This window comes from Paenibacillus sp. FSL M7-1414, from assembly GCF_038003195.1.
Classification (GTDB): Bacteria; Bacillota; Bacilli; order Paenibacillales; family Paenibacillaceae; genus Paenibacillus; species Paenibacillus amylolyticus.
Genome location: NZ_JBBOOS010000001.1, coordinates 4,640,256 through 4,661,707, shown reverse-complemented (window position 1 = coordinate 4,661,707; position 21,452 = coordinate 4,640,256). Strand labels below are relative to the sequence as shown.

Here is a 21,452-nt window from a genome sequence, read left to right as displayed (position 1 = left end):
GAAGCGATTACAAGTCAGTAACTGCCTGCATTCGACAACCTTCATCTGGAGGGAGTGGTAATTTGTGCAACCTTTCGTTTATAGCAGGATTTGAGCCGAAATAGGTCGAATGGTACTTATATAGAGTACAGAACGAATGAGGTGATGGTGGTGCGCAAGTCGTGCAGATGTGGACATGTAATGGAGTTGGAATTAAGAACAGTGGTATACGCCAAAAAAGTGGAGATTCGAAACGTACCCGTATTTGCGTGTACAGACTGTGTATCATACGAAGTGCTTCCGCCGGTCAAGCCGGACTTAACAGAGTGCATAAGCACATTGGGTGAACAACCCGTGAAGCAAGACGTATCTTTTGGTGAACGTAATGAACTGGCAGACCTGTTTCATGAGCAACTGCTGGCCTGGCCGGATGCGACCGATCGGGAGATGGAATATCGAATGCAGCAAGCAGTGGAGGAGCGTATCAATCTGCTGTTGGACATTATGGGTTACGCAACGAAGTCTGGTGATGCAATGTGGATTGAGACCACGGAGCGCAGATTAAGTCAATTATCCGGATTTGTGTGGCAGGAGTACTTCTCAAATGCTGTCTAATTTTGACGTGTAAAATGCTTGTTTTCATGAAAATTGGCTTTTTCGCGCACTTTTTGTTAAGATATCGAAGAGTGAAAACGCTCAACATAGTGGTATTCCTGGTAAAGGGGGATGTATATCTAATGGCTGACATGACTAAAATGACAAGTATTGAACAGCTAAACTCCGCAGTGGAGGCTACCAAGGATCAACCCTTGCTCTTGTTTAAGCATAGCACGCGCTGTCCGATCAGCTCAAACGCTTATCAGGAGATGAACGATTATTTGCTTAACAATGCCAATGAACAAGTGAAATATGGCATCATCTATGTTGTGGAAGATCGCCCGGTATCCAATGAAGCAGCAGACAAGCTGGGTGTTAAGCACGAATCTCCACAGGCGATCCTGATCAAAAAGGGAGTTCCTGTATGGCATACTTCCCATTCAGATATTACTAGAACCACACTTACGAATGTTTTGAGTGAGTCCTAAAGCCTATTTTAATTGATTAATGCAAAAATTTGTCGTAATATAAATCTTAATGAAAATGGTATGAAAATTTACTGGTAATGGAGAGAAGTACTGTGACGGTAACCATTTATGATGTGGCACGTGAAGCTGGAGTGTCTATGGCAACGGTATCACGGGTAGTTAATAATAACCCTAATGTCAAACCGCAAACGCGGAAAAAAGTATATGAAGCCATCGAACGGTTGGGATATCGTCCGAATGCGGTAGCCAGAGGTCTGGCAAGCAAGAAGACAACCACGGTCGGGGTTGTTATTCCAGATATTTCGAACTCAACCTTCGCGGAGATTGCCCGCGGAATTGAAGATATTGCGAATATGTATCACTACAATATTATTTTGTGTAATGCAGACAAGAAGAAAGAAAAAGAAATTCGTGTTATTAACACGTTGCTCGAAAAACAAGTAGACGGACTGCTCTTCATGGGCGGAACAGTAACGGACGAACACATTCAGGCGTTCCAGTCTGCGGCTGTGCCGATCGTACTTTGTGCAACGAGTGATGAGAAGGGCACATTCCCTTCGGTGGATATTGACCATGAGGCGGCTGCGTTTGATGCGGTAAACACTCTGATTCGTCATGGACACAAGGAAATTGCGATGATCAGTGGTACACTGCAAGATCCGGCGAATGGATATGCCCGTTTCCAAGGATACAAAAAAGCACTGGAAGCAGCGGGGATTGAATACCAGGAGGATCTTGTTCGAATCGGTAACTATCGATATGAATCCGGTGTGGAAGCAATGAAATATTTCCTTGGACTCAAGAAAAAACCATCAGCTATCTTTGCTGCTACAGATGAAATGGCCATTGGTGCCATTCACAGCATTCAGGATGACGGTCTGAAAGTACCGGATGACTTCTCCATTATTAGTGTGGATAACATCCGTATGGCTTCCATGGTGCGTCCTCAGTTGACAACAGTGGCTCAGCCAATGTACGACCTTGGCGCAGTAGCGATGCGTTTGCTGACCAAGTTGATGAAGAAAGAAAATGTGGAGAACCCACGGGTTATTTTGCCGCATGAAACGATTCTTCGTCTGTCTGTAAGTCATGCAGATGTAGTTTAATCGGGAATATATACAGTAAGGGAGAAGTCATTATTCTCTCTACATAGTGGATATGCGAAAGCTCCGGAGACGGAGCTTTTGTGCTGAATTAGTTTAAAAATGAAAACAGGGGGTATCAGAAGATGCGTGAAACGATTGGTATTATCGGAGCGATGGATGAGGAAGTCGAGCTTTTGCTGGCAGGTATGAAGCAGCTTGAGACGGTCAAACAAACCGGCATTACATACGTTGCGGGCGAGTGGCTGGGCAAGCATATTGTCGTGTGCAAATCCGGCGTAGGTAAAGTAAATGCAGCGGTTACAACGCAGATCTTGATTGATCGTTTTCAGGTTAATCGGATTATCTTCACAGGTGTTGCGGGTGCAGTTAACCCGGAGTTGAACATTGGAGATATGGTTATATCGTCTGTATGTGTTCAGCACGACATGGATGTAACGCCACTGGGGTTTGCGCGCGGGGTTATTCCTTACCAGGAGACATCTGCATTCCCTGCCGAGGCTTCGCTTATTACACTGGCTGAAGAAGCGTGTAAAGCTCAGGGAGCCAATTACCTGGTCGGTAAAGTGTTATCTGGAGACCAATTTATCGCGAATAAAGATACAGTTCACATGTTATATACTGAGATGGACGGTGCATGTGCGGAGATGGAAGGGGCTGCAGTTGCTCAGGTCTGTTACATGAATCGAGTACCGTTTGTTGTCCTGCGTGGGATGTCAGATAAAGCGGATGGTTCGGCGCATGTTAACTTTGCTGAATTTACCGTGGAATCTTCGCAGCGTTCACATCGTATTGTGGAGCATATGTTAGAAAATATGTAATGACATAAATTACGATTGCAATGCCAACCCAAAATCAATGAAAAACCGCTCTTCGATTAGCTGTTCCATGAAGTATGGAGCAACGCTGCGAGAGGCGGTTTTTGTTATGTATATCGTTTTTCGAACAGATCATTGAATTAGTACATGAACCGATGGCGGAAGCGTACACGATCAAACTGTTCTTCCGATGTGATGGGCACCTGACTTCCGATACGTACCATCAAACAGTTCGCAGGATGTGAACAGATTTCGGGGTCGTCTGTTGCATACCAGGTCATGTCGATCGTTTCCATCAGCCTCTCCATCATTTTGCGATAATCCCATACGTTTAGTCCGCTGCCCTTCAGATCCCAATGCCAATAATATTCTGTGGTGAATATAATGTAGTTCTCCATGTATTTATCTTCCATAGCGGTAAGCAACATCTCACGTCCAATGCCAAGCGAGCGATAGTTGTCCGCAACCTCGATTGCCCCAAGCTCAATCAGATCAGTCATATTACCCTCGGACCAGCGTTCACAATCATCCGCATAGTGAAAGGTTACATAGCCAATAATGGTTTCATTTTCGTGTGCAATGATAATTCGCCCTTCAGGCAATGCTGCGATCTCGGCCAGAGCTTCCTGTTGCTCCGTTGGGCGCCGAAAGGCATCCAGATCTGGATGGAAGGCAAGACGGGTTATCTCCTCGGCTTGCACGGGACCTTCAATTGTAATTCGGTGGCCGGACTTGAAGATGGAACGCATATGATGTTCTTTGATATGTTCCATGGTTCATGCTCCTCTCTTTCCTACTTATAGAGGTTGTTCTTCAAAAAGAACGCTATAGCAAAAATCCAAAAAATTGAAAAGCCATAGACGACAATTGAAAATATTTGCTATAATTGCGTAGACAAAAAATGTTCACAATTCAATACAGTATAGTTAACATCTGTTTGGCCGAGCAAGTACATGATGAGAAGTTCTCTCTACTAATGTAAGCGCTAACTGGAAGTTCAGTCAACACAAAGGCAATGAGAAGTGACCCCTAACGGGAATCGAAATGTCGAGTTGAAGGAGGCTGGCAAGCATGAGTCAAGCACATGGTGAGATGCTGCAAACGGTTGTGTCTGAATCTAATCTGGGCGATTACACGGAGGCGAGAAGCCGGTTCGATTGGGAATCGGTGGAAAGGCACTTTACGTGGCACGCCAGCGGAAAAGTTAACATGGCGCATGAAGCGATTGATCGCCATGTACTGGAAGGAAGGGGCGGGAAAACCGCTTTATTGTATAGCGATGCTTCACGTGAAGAGTCCTATACTTTTGCTGATCTGAGTGAACAGTCGAGTCGATTCGGGAACGTTCTCCGCAAATATGGCATAGCCAAAGGGGAACGGGTGTTTATTTTTATGCCTCGAAGTCCTGAGCTGTATTTTAGTCTTCTGGGCATATTGAAAGCTGGAGCCATCGCGGGCCCGTTGTTTGAAGCTTTTATGGAAACGGCTGTGAAGGATCGGCTGGAGGATAGCGGAGCAGTAGCACTGGTTACCACTCCGGAATTACTGAAGCGCATCAAACGTACCGAATTGCCCGAACTCAAACATATATTTATTGTGGGTGGGGGCGCGCAGACTGAAGAAGGACTCATCGATTTTGATGCAGAGATGTCAGCCGCTTCGGATGAGATGGAAGTAGAGTGGCTGAATCGTGAGGATGGTTTGCTTATTCACTATACCTCAGGCTCTACGGGTAAACCCAAAGGGGTGTACCATGTTCAAAATGCCATGATTCAGCACTATTATACAGGTAAGGTTGTCTTGGATTTACGCGAGGATGATGTATACTGGTGCACTGCTGACCCTGGTTGGGTGACAGGCACCTCTTACGGTATCTTTGCTCCATGGCTCAACGGAGTGACCAATGTGATACGGGGTGGTCGTTTCAGTCCTCAAGATTGGTACAGCACCATCCAGAAGAACAAAGTCACGATCTGGTACAGTGCACCAACGGCCTTTCGTATGCTGATGGGAGCGGGAGAAGAAACCATTGCCCAGCATGATCTGAGCAGTCTGCGTCATGTCATGTCTGTTGGTGAACCGCTCAATCCGGAGGTTGTTCGTTGGGGATGGAAAGCCTATGGTCAGCGGATTCATGATACATGGTGGATGACGGAAACAGGTGCACAGCTGATCTGTAACTATCCCGGAATGCCGATTAAACCTGGCTCCATGGGACGTCCGTTGCCTGGAATCGAAGCAGCGATTATTGATGATCGCGGGCAGGAATTGCCGCCGTACAGTATGGGTAATCTGGCCATACGGGCACCTTGGCCATCCATGATGGCGAAGATCTGGAATAACCCTGCGAAATACGAGGAGTATTTCAGGCTTACGGGCTGGTATGTATCCGGTGACTCCGCTTATATGGATGAAGAAGGATATTTCTGGTTCCAGGGACGTATTGATGATGTGATTAATTCGTCAGGCGAGCGTATCGGCCCCTTTGAGGTGGAGAGCAAGCTCGTGGAGCATCCTGCGGTAGCTGAGGCGGGTGTAATCGGTAAGCCGGATGTGACACGTGGGGAGATCATCAAGGCCTTTGTGGCGCTTCGTGAAGGATATGAGGCGACACCGGAGCTAAAAGAAGAGATCTATCGTTTTGTCAAAGAGGGCCTGTCTGCCCATGCTGCTCCGCGTGAGATTGAGTTTAAGGATAAACTGCCCAAGACACGTTCCGGCAAGATCATGCGCCGTGTTCTGAAAGCCTGGGAGCTTGATCTGCCAACAGGAGATCTATCCACCATTGAAGACTAACGCGACAATGCAAGGATCATCAATGTGTTGGTATCGATGGTGATACATTGAGTAGTGGGGAAGAAGTTAATCTTCTGTGGTTCCGAATACAGTGACTCTACCCATTTAAAAAAATGGATTGTAAAAGCCTGCTTTATGCCAATGGCATGAAGCAGGCTTTTTGACTACTGTAAATACAAATAAAAAGCCGCACACTCAGATACAGTCTGAGGATGCGGCTTGTTTTGGAACGCTATGCCTGAATCAGGGTTGAAAATGTATGGCTGCAGAAGGTTCGGATTCACCCGCACTGTTGCTGGCAGATACCTTGAACCATCCACTGGTCGATGCGGGTACTCCATAATCCATGGTATTTCCCGCTGTTGTTCCAATTTTGGTGTAAGGAGCCGAGCCTGTTTCACTGTAATATACAGTATAACTATCTGCGTTTGGACTGGCCGCCCATTGAATACGCAGTCCTTGCGTCAGGGCAGATACGCTGACTTGACCAGGTGTGCCTGGGGCTGTCGTTGTTGTATTATCGGTCTGCGTTTCTCCCGGCGTAACGACTGTACCTGGAACTTCAATCGGTTCATCAATCTCTTCTTCCACAGGAGGAGCTACACCAGCACTATTTACTGTTGCGCTAGGAGCAGATTCTCTGCCGGCAACATCCACTGCCGTTACATAGAAGGCGAAGTTACCGCCTTGCGCTGCATATGCAGAGAATGATCTGGATTCACCGGCCAGGACAACCTGGCCCTGGTTCTGGAATCCTCCACCGTTTACAGAACGGTACAAACGATAACCCACGACATCATTTTCAGGTGTGGCATTAAATGTAATGACAGCTCTGTCACCTGAGGTTGAGATGCGTACGTTTCCTGGTGCATCAGGAGCTTTGCCGTTATCTGTCCTTGGATCAATCTGTGTTGGCATGTCTGCACCAGCATCTTCAGGAAGATAATAAGCAAGTGACTCATGTCGACTCATACGTGAGAATGCATTTTGCAATTCTTTGATGAGATCCGAGATTGGTTTTTTACGCTTGATTACTGTTTTTTCCTTCAACATGTCCGAAGGTGTTCCGTCACGCGGAATATAGTTTACACCATTATAAGTAATGTACTTGGCTTTGGCTACACCGTCATCGCTATCCTTCGGAACAAACTTGCTGTTGAAAATATCCGTAACAAATTTGTCAGTCATGGATGTTGGCAACTTGCCACTGTATGCCGACACCGTGCGCGTTTCGATGCCAGATGGTTTTTTGAATGAATCCGTTACGAACAGATCTTTTTGCGTATCGATCACTTCGTTCAGGATTTTCGACCACAGTTGCTGCGCACGTTTTCTCTGTGATTTACTTTCCAGCGTATTCACGGGCTGTTTGTATCCAACCCACACGCCAAGTGTGACATCTGGGGTATAACCTTCAAACCAGACATCTGCGTAGTTTTGAGTGGAACCTGTTTTACCTACGATTGGCACACTCTTGGAATATTTGTAATTTTCACGTACTTTATCTGCCGTTCCTTCTGTAATAACGGTCCGCAGCATATCGGTCATCAGGTATGCTGTCTGCTCCGAGAAGGCTTGGACAGGTTCGGTATCGTGTTTATAAACGATGTTTCCTTTGGAATCTACAATTTTGCTAATCATGTAAGAATCGTTATATACACCCTTATTGGCAATAGCACCATAGGCACTAGTTAATTCTTCAACGGTTACACCGTACTGGAGACCTCCGAGAACACCAGTCTGAGCCTGATAGTCTTCCTTCTGAATGGTGGTAATCCCCAGTTTCTTGGCGAAGGTCCAAGCCTTCTCGATCCCTACTTCTTCATTAAACAACTTCAGAGCCGGTATATTGAGAGAATAATTCAGTGCTCTGCGGGCAGTGACGAGTCCCTGATACCGGTTGTTGGCATTCTTGGCAATGTGGTATCCGCTCGGACCATTTTTGAGAATGATCGGTGAGTCATCAATAATTGAAGCTGGCTGAACAAGACCTTCATCTAGCGCAGGAAGATAAGCGGCTATAGGTTTCATCGTTGAACCTGGCTGGCGTATCATCTGCGTTGCGTAGTTCATCTGTTCATCCTGGAAATCCCGACCCTCAATCATCCCCAGAATTGCACCGGTTTTGTGATTAATCAGCATAGCAGCAGTTTGTTCTTTTCCTTTGACAGGATCATCTGCTGAGAAATTGCTGTCATCTTCCGCAATGGTACGCATCGTTTTGTAGATACTTTTGTTGATGGTCGTGTATATACGATATCCACCTGTCCGCAGTTGCGTCTGAGCTTCCTCTAATAATGCACTGCTTTCCTTCTGAGGTGTGGCTGCATCCGTAGCTTTGTCTGCAGATTCAGCTGTGTCGGAATTCAACTGTTTCATCAAAATCTGTGCAGCTTGTCGTTCCGTTTCCATCATAAGATATGGATAAGTGTTGTAAGCCTTGATGGTCTTCGGAGCGAGTGCGCTTTTGATATCAAAAGCAAGAGCTTTGTCATACTCGGTCTGATTGATTTTGCCCAGTTCAAGCATACGGCGCAGTACCAGATGCTGACGGTTGATTGCGCGGTCAAAATTCTCCTCTACAAAATCACCTTTACCGTTAAAAGCGGAGTAAGAGGAGGGGAGTTGTGGCAATCCAGCAAGATAAGCAGCTTGAGCGATGTTGATTTTTTCTAGATCGTTGATATTGAACAATCCTTTGGCGGCGGCTTTGATTCCGTAAACGTTGTATCCGCTGGAACCATTACCAAAAGGAACTTTGTTCAGATAGGCAGTCATGATCTCGTCTTTGGTCAGGAAACGTTCGAGTCGGAGTGAGAGCAAAATTTCTTTCACTTTCCGATCTTCCGTGCGATCCAGATTCAAAAACACACGACGCGCCAATTGCTGAGTCAGTGTACTACCGCCGGTTTGTACTGATTCTTTCAGCACTTTCTGTTTCACGGCACGTAGGGTTCCGCTCATGTCTACACCTTTATGTTCGTAAAAATGATTGTCTTCAATCGAAATGACAGCATCAATAACCTTCTGTGGGATCTGGTCCGTAGTGACCGGACGCCTGTCTTCTTCCGTACGTAATTGACCGATCGGACTGCCGTCGGCAAAGTAAGCAAAGCCTGTGATGGAGTTTTCGCTGACTTTTTGTTCAATCAGGGCCCTTGAACGGACAGGCTCGTCTTTCACAATGGAACTGACGTATCCCATCAAAGCACCGCCTACAAATAGTGCCCCCATAAATCCAAGGACAACCATCCATTTGACGAAACTTCCCAGTCTGCGGGCAAAGCTGCGTTTGCGTACAGGCTGTTCATCGGGCTTTTTCTTATTAACATCAACCATTCAGTGTCTTCCTCCTTTTAACAGCACTTATTATAGCATAAAAAGGCGGGTTTGCATGCCTGAGAAATACAAGTAATGGTCGAAATTTGCCATTCTGCCATGCATTATGCTATATATCATGCGATATTGAAGCACATTTCATGAGTTGTAAGCCAAAATAAGCAGGCCACCTCCATGCTGAGGTGCATAGGGTGACCTGAATGATGTGTCGTATTGGAGGTCTTCTACATTAGGTTTTGAAGCGTTGAATCAGCTCTAATAGTTCCTGGGTAAGATTAGCCAGTGAGGCAGATGCCGCCGTAATCTCTTCCATGGATGCGAGTTGTTCTTCAGAGGCAGAGGCGACACGAGTTGCGTGATCTGCTGTCTCATGACCAATGGTTTTAAGTTGCACTAACGTGGCATCAACCTGTTGTGATCCAGCTGACATCTGCTGCGCAATGGCTGAGACATGCTCAATCTGCTCATTAACATCTGTAATCTGTGATGAAATGGAGAGGAATAGTTCACCACTTTCATGAATGACTTCCGCTATATGGCTTACCTCGGCATTCCCCTGTTCCATATTTTCAACGAGAGAAAGGACTTCTTGCTGAACGTTATGAATCAACGCTGCAATCTGCGCTGCTGATATTCTGGATTGTTCAGCCAGATTACGGATCTCGGAAGCAACAACACCAAAGCCGCGCCCGTGCTCACCTGCTCGTGATGCTTCAATGGAAGCGTTAAGGGCAAGAAGATTGGTTTGACGGCTAACTTCCGTGATCATGCCTGTAATATGGCCAATCTCTTCCGAACGTTGGCGGAAATTCTCCAGTGCGGTCATGGACGTCTGCACAGAAGAGGTGGCACTATCGACCATACGCATGGCGGACTGAATCTTATCGGTCCCAACAGTTGTTCGCTCAGCCACAGTTCGCGATGAATCGGATACATCGGAGGCGGCCTTTGCAATTCTTCCGATCCCTGCAGATATTTCATTCATGGAACGGGAGGACTCTTGCAGCTCCTGCACCTGTTTACCTGCTTTATCTGCAAGTTCGACTCCTGTTAATGCAATCAGTTCGGCTGCTTTACCTGTTTCTTCGGCACCTGCGGTCAACTGTTGAGAGGTGGAGCCGACAGATAAAGCATGTTCGGATATAACCGATATGGTATGTCGCAGTGTATCCATCATCTGATTCATATGACCCGCCATAACGCCAAATTCATCTTTGGATCGTACAGGTAACTTTTGTGTCAAATCCCCGCCAGCCAGCTGTCCAGCGACGATATTAACTTGATTCAACTGCCTTACAATGGAGACGATGGTGTAGGTAACCACACTTGCAAGCAGAAGTACTGCCAGTGCGGCAATCAGTATGGACCAGTTCAAGCTGTCATAGAAGGGTTGAAGGATATGGCTCTTTGGCAGCGCCGATACAAGGTACCAGTTTGAATCTGTTCCTTGTAACTTGGCAGGCTCGGCAATAAACAGTTCTTCCCCTACTTCAGGGTCTGTAGCGTAAAACTGAGACTCGCCAGACTGTATACGCTGAATGACTGTCTTCATTTCAGATGGAATTACGACACCTTCATTAGCCAGTTCCGGTTTGGAGCCGTGTGCAGCAATCTGTCCTTCACTAGTAATAAGCATGGCATAACCCTGATCCGGATTAAGTGATGCTATATTTTGCTGAAAACGATCAATGGTAAAGTCGGCCCCAACAATGCCTAGAAAATTTTTGTTTTCATCTAATAGAGGGAGGACAATCGAAACGAGCAGTGTTTCTTTTCCGCCAACCGTGTAGGTAACAGGCTCGGACCAATAGATGGATTTGGTTTTCTTTGGCTGCTGATAGTAAGTACTGGTTTCACCGCTTCCCTCATAAGTAGGCATAGGCTCAAAATGCAGGGAGTTGCCATCACGTATAACGTATGGAACGAATCGACCCGTAGCATCATCATATTCTTTTTTGTTGACGTGATCCGCATCGTTTCCATCAAAGGCATTTGGTTCCCAGCCCGTATAAAAGCCAAAAACTTTCTCGTCCTTCTTCAGATATTGTTCAAGGAGTCTGACGACTTCTTCACGGTTGAGTGATCCGTTCTGAGCGGCATCCAATAACGTGGTACTCATGGTGTCCAACGTGTTTTTCACCTGATTAATGTCAGTCATAAACTCATTCGTAGCCCGGTTTGCTGCCTGTCCAGCAACGGTTTCGCCGTACTGGAGGCTTTTGTCGTAAATGGATTTGGTATTAAATGCAATCAGGGCTCCAATACAACAGAGTAATACGATCCCGAGTAAAAGTCCAAGCTTAACAGCGAGCTTGCGATTGCGAAAAAAATGCATGTTTTAATCCCCCTCGATGTCATTCTTGTGATGTATATATGGATGTGTGCTTCTCCTGAAGGGAGTCTATATTTTATATCGTTATTTACGTTCCTATAATGAAGATAATTAAAAAAAAGCATAAAAAAACAGCTGCCGAGAAAATCTCGACAGCTGTTTGGAGTGAAACTTTAATGTGATTGCAACGATTAACGGTTGTAGAACTCGACGATTTGTTTTTCATCGATGTCTTGGGACAATTCAGCACGCTCAGGCAAGCGGATGAATTTACCTTCTACAGCTGCTTCGTTGTATTCAACGTATGCTGGAAGATGCGAACGGCCTTCCAAAGCTTCTTTAATGGAAGAAAGAGCGCGGCTCTTCTCACGCAAGCCGATTACATCGCCAGTGCTTACTTGGTAAGAAGCGATATCGACTTTTTTGCCGTTTACAGTTACGTGACCGTGTGATACCAACTGACGCGCTCCAGCGCGGGAGTTAGCAAACCCAAGGCGGTAAACGAGGTTGTCAAGGCGGCACTCAAGCAAGAACATGAAGTTCTCACCGGCAATACCTTGCATTTTTTGAGCTTTAGAGAACAGTGTGCGGAATTGCTTCTCGCCCAAACCGTACATGTGGCGCAATTTTTGTTTTTCTTGCAATTGCATACCGTAGTTGCTCATTTTTCTGCGTTGGTTAGCTCCGTGCTGACCTGGAGGGAAAGGGCGTTTCAATTCTTTGCCTGTTCCGCTAAGGGAAATGCCGAGGCGACGGCTCAATTTAAATTTAGGACCAGTGTAACGTGCCATGTTTAAAGTAGCTCCTTTTTAGTTAAAGTTCATATTAGGGCTCTGTTTGCGCTCCAATTTGTTGATGCGGGCTTGGCCTCGCATAGAACGATCAGGAAAGTTCAGCCGCTGTCCTGAAAGCAACAAAAAGAATGAGGGTGACACAACCGGTAATGCCCAAATTTAAAGACCCATTAGTAGTCTTCATCAACAATTTATATTACAGTTTAAGAGAAACAAAGTCAAGCGTAGAATAAAAGCAAAAAAACGTCTAAATTTGTCGATAGGTCATTGGGCCTAAAATAATGGGACAATTTTCTGAAATATGGATGCAAAAAAGCTTTAAACAGAGTAAAATAGATTGTATCTTAACTTTAAATCATCTTTATGTAACAAGGTTATCGCAACAAATTTGCAGGTTTGCGATAACGTCTGCAGATTAATGCATCCTGGTGGATGCAAAAACGGTGCAAAGGAGCGCCTGACATGTTAGAACATCTAAGAAGTTTACCTGCCAGCTTGAATTCACGAAGTTCGGGCGATTCCGCATCTTTTGCCGCTCCTCATTCTCATGAAGAGCATGTGTTGTGGATGCAAAAAATGGATATCACACCTTTTGATTTTTCATATTTGGGCAGCTTGCTAGAGCAGGCATACAGTGACTGGAACTCCAGAGTGGGTTCAAGGCTGGCCAGACCATCAACCTTTTACAGCGTGTGGAACACGGAAGGTGATTGCATAGGATACGATAGCGATCATGAAGCTGATCCGGGCGTAAATGCGCGCAGGCTGGTATTGGAATGTTTGGATAAGAGACAGGTCCTGTCCCTTAAAGGGACAAGCGAACACGGACAATATCTTATAATAACACATCCCTTATTCTCCAGAACTAACAAGGATATGTTTGCCGTATTCACCGCTGTGATCTATGAATTCAATGGATATGAAACGTCTGAAGCTGTGGTTCAATCTGAGGCATTGCATTATCACACCTGCTTTTACCGAAGATTCGAATACATATTTATGACGGACCTGTTACATGCTCATGAACAAACAGCTCGTGAGGAACACCGGAGGTCCATTCTCTTTCAGATTGTTCAGCGAATGCATGACAAAATGGATGTCGAGGCCATATTGGATGAGGTATTTGACAGTATGGACTACTTGTACCCGGCCACTTATATCAAATTGTATATGTCTCAGGATCAGAACAACTCTGATCCACGGATTAAACCGTTGCTTGTCCACGAGCGAGGAGAAGATATTTGTGTGCGTTCATTTATGGAAGGTAAGCTGATCGTTGCTCGCTCAGATGATGCAGAGAACCGCATTGTAGATATAGGGATTCCGCTGAAAGGCAAACAAGGCATATACGGTGTGTTCCATATCGAAATGAATGAAGAGATTATGGAAGAATCGGACTTGCAATTGATTACGATGATGGTAGACACTGCAGGAACGGCCTTTGAGAACGCCAAGCTGCATGAACAATCCAATATGTTAATTCAGGAACTTCGTTTAATTAATGATCTTACACAGCGGTTGAACAAAAGCCTGCATCTTTCCGAGATCTATCAACTATCCGAGCAAGAGTTAAAGGAAATATTCCAGGCTGAAACGTGTTGCATTCTTCAACTCAATGACAGTACCAATGACTTCGAAGTCATGTCATCTAACGTGAAAGATGTTTTTCACCAATCCTTTTCTGTAGACTACGGTATCGCAGGCTTGGTGTACCGAACAGAGGAACCACTTATTATAGTCAATTATGCGCAATACGATAAAGTGTCCTCCTTTTTCATGGAAGATACGGGATCCATGTCACTGATTGCATCACCGATCAGAGTCAATGGTGAAGTGAAGGGTGCCATTTTGCTGGGACACAGTAGAGAGCACTACTTTTCATATGATAACTATAGGCTCTTGCAGATGTTATCCATTCATATCGGGCTTGCCCTGTCAAATGCCACGCTGCATGCCGAGGTTCGGCGCTTGGCTAATCTGGATATGTTGACAGGTCTGTACGTGAGGCATTATCTGGACAGTGTGATTCACGAGCGACAGGCTCATGAATTCTGTGGATCCCTCATTGTGGTGGATATTGATCAGTTCAAACAGGTGAATGATACGTTCGGACACCAGACGGGGGATCAAGTATTGAAGCAAGTGAGTGAGATCGTCACCAGCTCTGTTCGCTCGGAGGATGTCTGCGCCAGATGGGGTGGAGAAGAACTGGCGATCTATATGCCACAGGTGAGTGTAAGGCAGGCGTTAGATTATGCGGAAGTGATTCGAAAGAGAGTCGCAGAAGAGACCCGACCGCCCGTTACGGTATCCAGTGGCATCGCAGAGTGGAATTGGATGGATGAAAAGGTCAGTGTAGAGTCCTTGTTTTATCGGGCTGATATGGCTTTGTACAGCGCCAAGAATGGTGGTCGGAACAGAATCGTTGTAGAGGAACAGGATGTAACACGTTAAGAGAGAACAATTCCAATTGCGGAGTCGGTCTCTTTTTTTTTGTGCATCGGAGAATCAAGATGTGTATAGAAGGAAGTATAAGCATATACGGGCGGGGCAATCTATGGAGAAAGTTCACGGAAGGGTGAAGATAGACATGTTTAATCGCCATTCGGTACGTACATTATGGTTATTTGTGAGCATCGTGATTATTGGTGTTCCGGGTTGTGGATTAATGCAGCGAGATCAAACGCCTGAGGAGGTTTTTTCCTTGGCTTTATCGGGGATAGCGGGAAAAGAGACGTTGAGTTTTGAAGGAGAGGCAGGACTTCGACGGGAGAATAGTGGGCTGTTCGAGAATCAGTTCAAGTTTGAAGGCAAGCTGGAGAATCATGATCGTCTGACCCTTCAGACCCGATTACCTGGAGAAGTAACTGCTGTGGGGACAGGCATTCAAACAACTGCCGTAAAAAATAATGGACAGCCCAGTGGGTTTAGCGCCTCTTTCGAGCGGAAACAAGGGCAATGGATGGCATTGTCAGCGCAGCATGAGCCGCTGCGTGGGTCTCTTTCTCGTTTTAACCCAATTGCCCAATTGGAGAAGATCGATGGGATGCACAAAACCATTCAATCGGAGTATGGCGCTGGTCGTCGAACCAGAACATTACGGATTGAACTTGCACCGGAAGACGCCAAATCATGGGCTGTAACCCAGCTAAACGACGAGATGAACGCCATTCGGGCAGAATATATGCATAAGGCAGCTACGGTGAAAGGGGCGCGTAAGGAGAAGCTTGAGAAGGATCTGGAGAAAGTTTGGAAACAGGGCGAAACAACGATGCAACAGATGATGAAACAAGCGAGCGTGCAGACGGTATATCATCTCACGGTAGATCGGAAGAGCAGTCTGCCTCTTCGCTTATCCTCTGAAAGTCAGATGAGTTACACGGACAACAACCGTAAAAGTAACAAAGAAGCCCTTGTCACCGATGTGAACTTCAAGTCATATCAATAAACGAAGTGAGGGACTGCCTGCTGACGGGATGACTGTTCGCGTGCTACAATAGTATCGTAATTTACCGTTGTTCAATTCAAGTATGGCAGATGACAGGAGGATTTTACCAAGATGAAAGACCCAAGAATTCAAAAGCTTGCAGCAAACCTGGTGGGCTATTCAGTAGATGTACAGCCTGGTGAAAATGTATTGGTTGAGATGATTGGATCGGAACGTGATCTGATTAACGCCATTATTGAAGAGGTAGGAAAAAAAGGTGGTAACGTCTTTGTACAGTTGACCGATAAAACCGTACAGCGTGCGATGCTGAAAAATGCCACAGAAGAAATGATGAAAACATGGGCAGAGATTGATCTGAACCGTATGAAACAGATGGATTGTTATATCGGTATTCGTGCGGGAGAAAATGTGAATGATCTGTCCGATGTGCCGGAAGAAAAAATGAAAATGTACAATTCATTGTACTCCCACCCGGTACATAGTGAACAACGTGTCAAACATACGAAATGGGTTGTACTGCGTTACCCTAACGCAAGTATGGCGCAACTCGCCAATACAAGTACAGAAGCGTTCGAAGATTTCTACTTCGACGTATGTAACCTGGATTACGCCAAAATGGACAAAGCGCAGGACTCGCTTGCTAACCTGATGAAGCGGACGGATAAAGTTCGTATCACCGGACCAGGAACAGAGCTGAGCTTCTCCATTAAAGATATCGGTGCAGAGAAATGTTCTGGCCAAAAAAATATCCCGGATGGCGAAGTGTACAGTGCCCCTGTGCGCAATTCCGTGAACGGAACGATTAGTTATAACTCGCCAACCCTGTACAATGGAGTGACTTTTGAAAATATCAAGTTCACGTTCAAGGATGGCAAAATTGTTGAAGCGACAAGTAACGATACAGAGCGTTTGAATGAAATCCTGAATTCGGATGAGGGTGCTCGTCATATTGGTGAATTCGCGATTGGATTTAACCCGCATATTCTGCATCCGATGAAAGATATCCTGTTCGATGAGAAAATCGCAGGCAGCTTACACTTTACGCCAGGTCAGGCGTATGAAGAAACCGACAATGGCAACCGCTCGTCCATCCACTGGGATCTCGTATTGATCCAGCGTCCAGATTATGGCGGCGGGGAGATTTATTTTGACGATGTGCTGATTCGTAAAGACGGTATCTTTGTTATTCCTGAGCTGGAATGCCTGAATCCGGACCGTTTGAAGTAGGAACAGGATTTTGCTGTTGCTAGGAAAGCGGATTCACGGTATCATGTAGTGGTAATTAATAGATGATACCAATAGTAAAAAGACGGAGGGATTCCTATGTCGAGTAATAACGCGGCTGTAGTAGAAATTGCTCAAACAGCAGGCAAGTTTACTTCTTCAATCGTGCTTCATTCGGAGAACAAGTATATCGATGTGAAAAGTATTCTCGGATTGTTTACAACGCTGATCAGCACGCACAGCTATGAACTGCATGTTCATGGTCCAGATGCAGTTGAAGCGAAAGCAGCCATGTCAGAAGTATTTGCCAAGCATGGACTGAATGTAAGCATCGCATCTGAGTAATAGCTCTCAAGAAGCACCTTTGCCTTTTTTGGCAGGGGTGTTTTTTGGCATGGAATGCGCCGAATGCACATTTGGAGGTGACTGGAACAGGATGATTAAGCTTCAACAAAAGGCTTAACTTTGCGGGCTTATTTTGGTCAGGTTCTTGTATTAGCTCTTCATTTCGTCTAATATTAGAGGTAGAACGTCTTTACGCGATTTTTGGGACATAGGGGGGAAAAATGCATGACTTCATCTGATCTGCAGGACCAGCTGAGTTTGAAAGCGATCAGTCTTCTTCAAGAAGATGCAGATAAAATACAGAAGCTTATTGAAGTACAGATGGAGAATCTGGCTACCCGCTACTGCCCTCTCTATGAGGAAGTATTGGATACACAGATGTATGGGTTCTCCAAAGAAGTTGATTTTGCTGTTCGTGCAGGGCTCCTTCCAGAAGGTGCAGGTAAGCAGCTGGTTAGCGCGCTTGAGCGGAATTTGGCAATTTTATATGAAGCCTTGAACAAGAAGAATGAGCAATAGCCTGCAAATGCGCGGGTCAGAATAGAAGGCATGCAGGCGTTTATGCATGCTTTTTTTGTGCGTCTGAACGGGGTGGGGATGCAAGCCAGCCGGAAGGCGTATACAAACAAAGAGACAGCACCGAATGTAAATTCGGGCTGCCTCTTGTGGCTTGTATATTTTAATCGCTACGTGAGGGCCTAGTTACACCAGGAAGAAGGATACACCGAGTATGATATATACCACGAGCAGGAGTAAACCTTCGTACCAATTCGTTGAACCATCTTGGGTAATGGACTTTGCAATAAATACGGATACGCCGATGGCGACCAGTTCAATCGTTGTAAATACGATATCCATGGTTCTGCCTGTGAAGTAGCTGACAAAAATCAGTACAGGAGCAACGAAGAGTGCGATCTGCAAGCTGCTGCCAACCGCAATTTCAACGGCGGCTCCAATTTTATTTTTCATGGCAAGCATGATGGCTGCACTGTGTTCGGCCGCATTACCGATGATGGCCACAAGGAATGCACCGACAAACAGTTCGCTAAGTCCGAATTCCGAAGTGAAGACTTCAAGCGTGCCCACCAGCCATTCACTGACGAAGGCAACCATGACTGTTGCGAGCACCAGATAGAGAATTGATTTTTTCTTGGACCATGCCGGAGCATGCTCATGAGGTAACTCTTCATCGCGATCCTCAGTGACGTCTGCGAGGTAGTTCTTATGTGTCACCATGGAGAATAGCAACCACGCAATATACGCGAGGATGAGCAATCCGGCCACGATGAGACTAAGTGTATTGGTGTCTTTCTGTGTAATGGAATGTGTATTGAGAAAGACTGCCGGAATAAACAGGGCAATGATGGCAACAATCATCAGGGAACCATTCAGACCTGCAAGTGAAACATTATAATTCTGAATTTTGAACTTGAGTCCTCCCGCAAAAATACTTAACCCGAGCACTAATAGCAGATTTCCGATGATAGAACCTGTCAGACTAGCTTTGACCATGTCGAAGAGTCCCTCTTTGACGAGGAAAATGGCGATGATCAATTCGGCAGCATTGCCGAAGGTGGCATTCAAGAATCCTCCCAGCCGCTGTCCGGCGTAGTGGGCCACATTTTCGGTGGCTTTGCCTAAAAAACCGGCCACAAAAATAACCGAAATGGCTGATATCACGAACTGTAGAATCGAATCCCATTTTAAGTAGTGGGCGATGGCACTGAGTGCAAAGAACGCAATCAGCAAAATGGATGAAATCCGGTTTCTCACAACAAACACCTCGGTTATAAATTATTTTGTTTTGAATTACACTGTAAATCGCTTATGAGATTATTTTCATATTTCAATATAACCAAATGGTGGTAGGTTGTAAACGCATCTTTTTGAGTTTAATTTGCTTTTTGGGGTGGAAAGGATTTAAAATACGAGTAACGAAGTGAAGGAGGATGTGGCATGGCAGAACAACTTCAACTGGAGAGCGGAAACATCCGGATTGCCGATGACGTGGTTGCAAAAATTGCCGGAATGGCTGCAATGGAAACACCCGGAATTGCCGCAATGTCTGGAGGATTGTCAGAGGGCTGGGCGAAGCGACTCAGCGGTAAAAACGTACAGAAAGGCGTGAGCGTTGAGGTCGGCCAGCTGGAAGCAGCCATTGACCTGCGCATCATCGTCCTGTACGAAACCCCGATTCATGAAGTTTCCCGTATGCTTCAGCAGAATGTAAGAGAAGCGGTAGAGACCATGACCGGATTACGCGTGGTTGAAGTCAATGTAAAGGTAGAAGGCGTATCTTTCAAAGGCGACGATCTGTAGAAATCGCAATCCGCAATGGAGGACAGAGCGATATTGACCTGTTCTTCATCTTGATAGACAGAGTTTATTCAGTACACAGAAAAAGGCTGCGCATCCATTGGGTGCACAGCCTTTTTTGTGTTGCTTTTTTATCGAATTCGACGGATGGACTCCCGTGAACGAAGAGCAGGAGAGGTACGAGTCTGTGTCTGTACAGTCACGGACTTCGTTTTCTCTTCCTTGATCACGTCCAGATTGTTAGTACGTGAGATACTGAGCAGAATGCCCATGGCAACCATCATCACAAAGAGTGAGGTACCCCCATAACTGATAAATGGAAGCGTGACCCCCGTCACCGGAATGGTCTGAGTTACACCACCAATGTTGATAAATGCCTGAATCGCGATCAGTCCCATGATACCTATGCCGACCAATGTTCCGAATGGATCGGGACAGCGAAGAGAGACAATGATTCCGCGCCAGATGAAGTACAGGTAAACTAGCAGGAATAATGCACTTCCGATGAATCCGAGTTCTTCCCCGATTACGGAGAAAATAAAGTCATTATACGCGTTTGGCAAATAATGCAGCTTCATCGTACCTTGTCCAATCCCAGAACCTGTCATGCCGCCATCACCAATGGCAACAAGAGAACGGTAGAGGTTAAGACTTCCGCCATTAATATCGGACATTGGATCAAGGAAAGCCTGAATACGTCCGATCTTGTAGTTCTGCTCCGCAGTGACTGCTGTTGTAGCAGTCGTTGTGTCGGAAGGAGACATGGAAGAAAACAGGGAATTCGCTCCGAACGCCAGTGCCCCACCGAGTACAACCAGGAGAATCGAACCCAGGATATGTTTCATACTGGCTCCACCGGCATAGATCAAGAGACCACAGGTGGACACCAGAATGAAGGTGGTACCGAAGTCTGGTTGCAGCATAATCAGTCCTGCGATGAATCCAACGATAAACAGGACGGGAACGTACCCTGTCTTGAAAACCCTGAATTTCTCACCTTTTTTGGTAATAAGAGCAGAGAGATAGAGAATGATAGCAATTTTCGCGAACTCTGCAGGCTGAAGACTGAAACCAAAAATGTGAATCCAGCTTCGTGCACCGTTCAATACTGCACCTGAGATCAAAACAATCACCAGCATGACCGTAGTGAGCAGGAAAAAGGGTGCATAGAGCTTTTTGTACTTGTTGAAGCGGATATTCATGGCAAAAAACATGCCAAATAGACCGATAATCGCCCACATAAGTTGTTTTTTCGTGAAGTAAAGGGCATCATTGTTAAATTTATCGCTTGCGATTGCAATGCTGGAACTGGAGCTGAATACCATCACCAGTCCAAAGCCCACCAACAATAAAGTGAGGATTAGCAGTTGAAAATCCGGCGTGCCTCTCTTCGTTTTCGTTTGGGCCGTTTGTTGTTTCATCGTTTGGCCCAGCCTATGCTTCCAGCAGTTCTTTAAGCTGCTGTAATTTTTCGGCTGCCAGCTTCACGACTGGTTGCGGAACGGAAGAGTCATAATCCAGGCCGTGAGGGAAAGTGGCTTTGCCGAGGTATACTGCTTCCACAGCAAGAACGGTATCCGGTTTTTCCAATTTGCCTTCCACAGCGCGGGTATTAATGCGTACAAAGTATTCTGAGTTGGTTTGTTCATCTTCAATTTTGTAGTCATATGTAGCACGGTAATATTCCCATTGCCACCGGACAAATCCGACTTTCTCGGCGCTCTCATCCAGGTATGCCAAGTCGCTCTTCAAGCCATCCAAGCCTGTATTCTCAAAAATCATAAGCGTTTGATCCTCCTCATAAGCTTCCGAGTATAATTTCTCGAGTATTTCTCTAGTTCATGATAGTATGTTTCCCCTTCCCGTGCAAGCT

Annotated in this window: 18 protein-coding genes; 11 read left to right on the top strand and 7 right to left on the bottom strand. The window is 45.8% G+C overall.

Annotation, left to right across the window (positions count from 1 at the left end; translation table 11 throughout):
• Positions 1-180: 180 nt before the first annotated feature.
• The 4 genes from MHH92_RS20240 (at position 181) to MHH92_RS20225 (ending at position 2,988) form a co-directional block, all read left to right on the top strand.
• On the top strand, positions 181-594 hold the full coding sequence (locus MHH92_RS20240) for a hypothetical protein (RefSeq protein WP_253501832.1): 414 nt from the start codon (positions 181-183) through the stop codon (positions 592-594).
• Between the two features lie 122 nt (positions 595-716).
• Complete coding sequence (ytxJ, locus tag MHH92_RS20235; protein WP_253501829.1) at positions 717-1,064, top strand: bacillithiol system redox-active protein YtxJ; 348 nt, start codon at positions 717-719, stop codon at positions 1,062-1,064.
• A gap of 92 nt (positions 1,065-1,156) precedes the next feature.
• The gene (gene ccpA / locus MHH92_RS20230) at positions 1,157-2,170 is read left to right on the top strand and encodes a catabolite control protein A (protein ID WP_036614690.1); all 1,014 of its coding nucleotides are present in this window, start codon (positions 1,157-1,159) and stop codon (positions 2,168-2,170) included.
• Between the two features lie 122 nt (positions 2,171-2,292).
• The gene (locus MHH92_RS20225) at positions 2,293-2,988 is read left to right on the top strand and encodes a 5'-methylthioadenosine/adenosylhomocysteine nucleosidase (protein ID WP_340905917.1); all 696 of its coding nucleotides are present in this window, start codon (positions 2,293-2,295) and stop codon (positions 2,986-2,988) included.
• Between the two features lie 137 nt (positions 2,989-3,125).
• Here MHH92_RS20225 and MHH92_RS20220 read toward each other — a convergent pair whose 3' ends face one another.
• Positions 3,126-3,758 carry a GNAT family N-acetyltransferase gene (locus MHH92_RS20220; protein ID WP_340905915.1) on the bottom strand — a complete coding sequence of 211 codons (633 nt, stop codon included), beginning with the start codon at positions 3,756-3,758 and terminating at the stop codon, positions 3,126-3,128.
• Between the two features lie 298 nt (positions 3,759-4,056).
• Between MHH92_RS20220 and acsA the strand changes: the two genes are divergently transcribed.
• Entirely contained in the window at positions 4,057-5,781 is a 1,725-nt protein-coding gene (acsA, locus tag MHH92_RS20215) for an acetate--CoA ligase (protein ID WP_340905914.1), read from the top strand.
• A 243-nt stretch (positions 5,782-6,024) separates the two neighbouring features.
• On the opposite strand, the gene MHH92_RS20210 is transcribed toward acsA, so the two are convergent.
• The 3 genes from MHH92_RS20210 to rpsD all read right to left on the bottom strand — a co-directional run bounded on the left by MHH92_RS20210 (position 6,025) and on the right by rpsD (position 12,243).
• Complete coding sequence (locus MHH92_RS20210) at positions 6,025-9,120, bottom strand: transglycosylase domain-containing protein (RefSeq protein ID WP_340905910.1); 3,096 nt, start codon at positions 9,118-9,120, stop codon at positions 6,025-6,027.
• Positions 9,121-9,349: 229 nt separating this feature from the next.
• On the bottom strand, positions 9,350-11,455 hold the full coding sequence (locus MHH92_RS20205) for a methyl-accepting chemotaxis protein (protein ID WP_340905907.1): 2,106 nt from the start codon (positions 11,453-11,455) through the stop codon (positions 9,350-9,352).
• Between the two features lie 188 nt (positions 11,456-11,643).
• Complete coding sequence (rpsD, locus tag MHH92_RS20200; RefSeq protein ID WP_307416792.1) at positions 11,644-12,243, bottom strand: 30S ribosomal protein S4; 600 nt, start codon at positions 12,241-12,243, stop codon at positions 11,644-11,646.
• A gap of 465 nt (positions 12,244-12,708) precedes the next feature.
• On the opposite strand from rpsD, the gene MHH92_RS20195 reads away from it, so the two are divergent.
• The 5 genes from MHH92_RS20195 (at position 12,709) to MHH92_RS20175 (ending at position 17,782) form a co-directional block, all read left to right on the top strand.
• Positions 12,709-14,700, top strand: a complete 1,992-nt coding sequence (locus tag MHH92_RS20195) for a sensor domain-containing diguanylate cyclase (protein ID WP_340905901.1) — start codon at positions 12,709-12,711, stop codon at positions 14,698-14,700.
• 136 nt (positions 14,701-14,836) lie between these two features.
• Complete coding sequence (locus MHH92_RS20190; RefSeq protein ID WP_100527107.1) at positions 14,837-15,694, top strand: hypothetical protein; 858 nt, start codon at positions 14,837-14,839, stop codon at positions 15,692-15,694.
• Between the two features lie 111 nt (positions 15,695-15,805).
• Entirely contained in the window at positions 15,806-16,921 is a 1,116-nt protein-coding gene (locus MHH92_RS20185; RefSeq protein WP_076328038.1) for an aminopeptidase, read from the top strand.
• 96 nt (positions 16,922-17,017) lie between these two features.
• The gene (locus MHH92_RS20180; RefSeq protein ID WP_036614658.1) at positions 17,018-17,263 is read left to right on the top strand and encodes an HPr family phosphocarrier protein; all 246 of its coding nucleotides are present in this window, start codon (positions 17,018-17,020) and stop codon (positions 17,261-17,263) included.
• A 225-nt stretch (positions 17,264-17,488) separates the two neighbouring features.
• Entirely contained in the window at positions 17,489-17,782 is a 294-nt protein-coding gene (locus MHH92_RS20175; RefSeq protein ID WP_036614657.1) for a YlaN family protein, read from the top strand.
• Positions 17,783-17,965: 183 nt separating this feature from the next.
• Here the strand turns inward: MHH92_RS20175 and cax are convergent, their stop codons facing one another.
• Positions 17,966-19,036 (bottom strand): calcium/proton exchanger, encoded by a 1,071-nt coding sequence (gene cax / locus MHH92_RS20170; protein ID WP_036674882.1) that lies wholly within the window; start codon positions 19,034-19,036, stop codon positions 17,966-17,968.
• Positions 19,037-19,219: 183 nt separating this feature from the next.
• Here cax and MHH92_RS20165 point away from each other — a divergent pair, with 183 nt between their 5' ends.
• Positions 19,220-19,582 (top strand): Asp23/Gls24 family envelope stress response protein, encoded by a 363-nt coding sequence (locus tag MHH92_RS20165; RefSeq protein WP_017687428.1) that lies wholly within the window; start codon positions 19,220-19,222, stop codon positions 19,580-19,582.
• 128 nt (positions 19,583-19,710) lie between these two features.
• On the opposite strand, the gene ftsW is transcribed toward MHH92_RS20165, so the two are convergent.
• Both ftsW and MHH92_RS20155 read right to left on the bottom strand, forming a co-directional pair.
• Positions 19,711-21,000 (bottom strand): putative lipid II flippase FtsW, encoded by a 1,290-nt coding sequence (gene ftsW, locus MHH92_RS20160; RefSeq protein WP_036614653.1) that lies wholly within the window; start codon positions 20,998-21,000, stop codon positions 19,711-19,713.
• 13 nt (positions 21,001-21,013) lie between these two features.
• A complete protein-coding gene (locus MHH92_RS20155) occupies positions 21,014-21,361 on the bottom strand; it encodes a YugN family protein (protein ID WP_074095774.1) in 348 nt (115 codons plus the stop codon).
• Between the last annotated feature and the right edge of the window lie 91 nt (positions 21,362-21,452).

What these genes read in the sequence shown, in the direction of transcription:
- MHH92_RS20240 (WP_253501832.1), top strand. Translation starts at nt 181, where the DNA reads ATGGAGTTGGAATTAAGAACAGTGGTATACGCCAAAAAAGTGGAGATT.
- ytxJ (WP_253501829.1), top strand. Translation starts at nt 717, where the DNA reads ATGGCTGACATGACTAAAATGACAAGTATTGAACAGCTAAACTCCGCA.
- MHH92_RS20225 (WP_340905917.1), top strand. Translation starts at nt 2,293, where the DNA reads ATGCGTGAAACGATTGGTATTATCGGAGCGATGGATGAGGAAGTCGAG.
- MHH92_RS20220 (WP_340905915.1), bottom strand. Translation starts at nt 3,758, where the DNA reads ATGGAACATATCAAAGAACATCATATGCGTTCCATCTTCAAGTCCGGC.
- acsA (WP_340905914.1), top strand. Translation starts at nt 4,057, where the DNA reads ATGAGTCAAGCACATGGTGAGATGCTGCAAACGGTTGTGTCTGAATCT.
- MHH92_RS20210 (WP_340905910.1), bottom strand. Translation starts at nt 9,120, where the DNA reads ATGGTTGATGTTAATAAGAAAAAGCCCGATGAACAGCCTGTACGCAAA.
- MHH92_RS20205 (WP_340905907.1), bottom strand. Translation starts at nt 11,455, where the DNA reads ATGCATTTTTTTCGCAATCGCAAGCTCGCTGTTAAGCTTGGACTTTTA.
- rpsD (WP_307416792.1), bottom strand. Translation starts at nt 12,243, where the DNA reads ATGGCACGTTACACTGGTCCTAAATTTAAATTGAGCCGTCGCCTCGGC.
- MHH92_RS20195 (WP_340905901.1), top strand. Translation starts at nt 12,709, where the DNA reads ATGTTAGAACATCTAAGAAGTTTACCTGCCAGCTTGAATTCACGAAGT.
- MHH92_RS20190 (WP_100527107.1), top strand. Translation starts at nt 14,837, where the DNA reads ATGTTTAATCGCCATTCGGTACGTACATTATGGTTATTTGTGAGCATC.
- MHH92_RS20185 (WP_076328038.1), top strand. Translation starts at nt 15,806, where the DNA reads ATGAAAGACCCAAGAATTCAAAAGCTTGCAGCAAACCTGGTGGGCTAT.
- MHH92_RS20180 (WP_036614658.1), top strand. Translation starts at nt 17,018, where the DNA reads ATGTCGAGTAATAACGCGGCTGTAGTAGAAATTGCTCAAACAGCAGGC.
- MHH92_RS20175 (WP_036614657.1), top strand. Translation starts at nt 17,489, where the DNA reads ATGACTTCATCTGATCTGCAGGACCAGCTGAGTTTGAAAGCGATCAGT.
- MHH92_RS20165 (WP_017687428.1), top strand. Translation starts at nt 19,220, where the DNA reads ATGGCAGAACAACTTCAACTGGAGAGCGGAAACATCCGGATTGCCGAT.
- ftsW (WP_036614653.1), bottom strand. Translation starts at nt 21,000, where the DNA reads ATGAAACAACAAACGGCCCAAACGAAAACGAAGAGAGGCACGCCGGAT.
- MHH92_RS20155 (WP_074095774.1), bottom strand. Translation starts at nt 21,361, where the DNA reads ATGATTTTTGAGAATACAGGCTTGGATGGCTTGAAGAGCGACTTGGCA.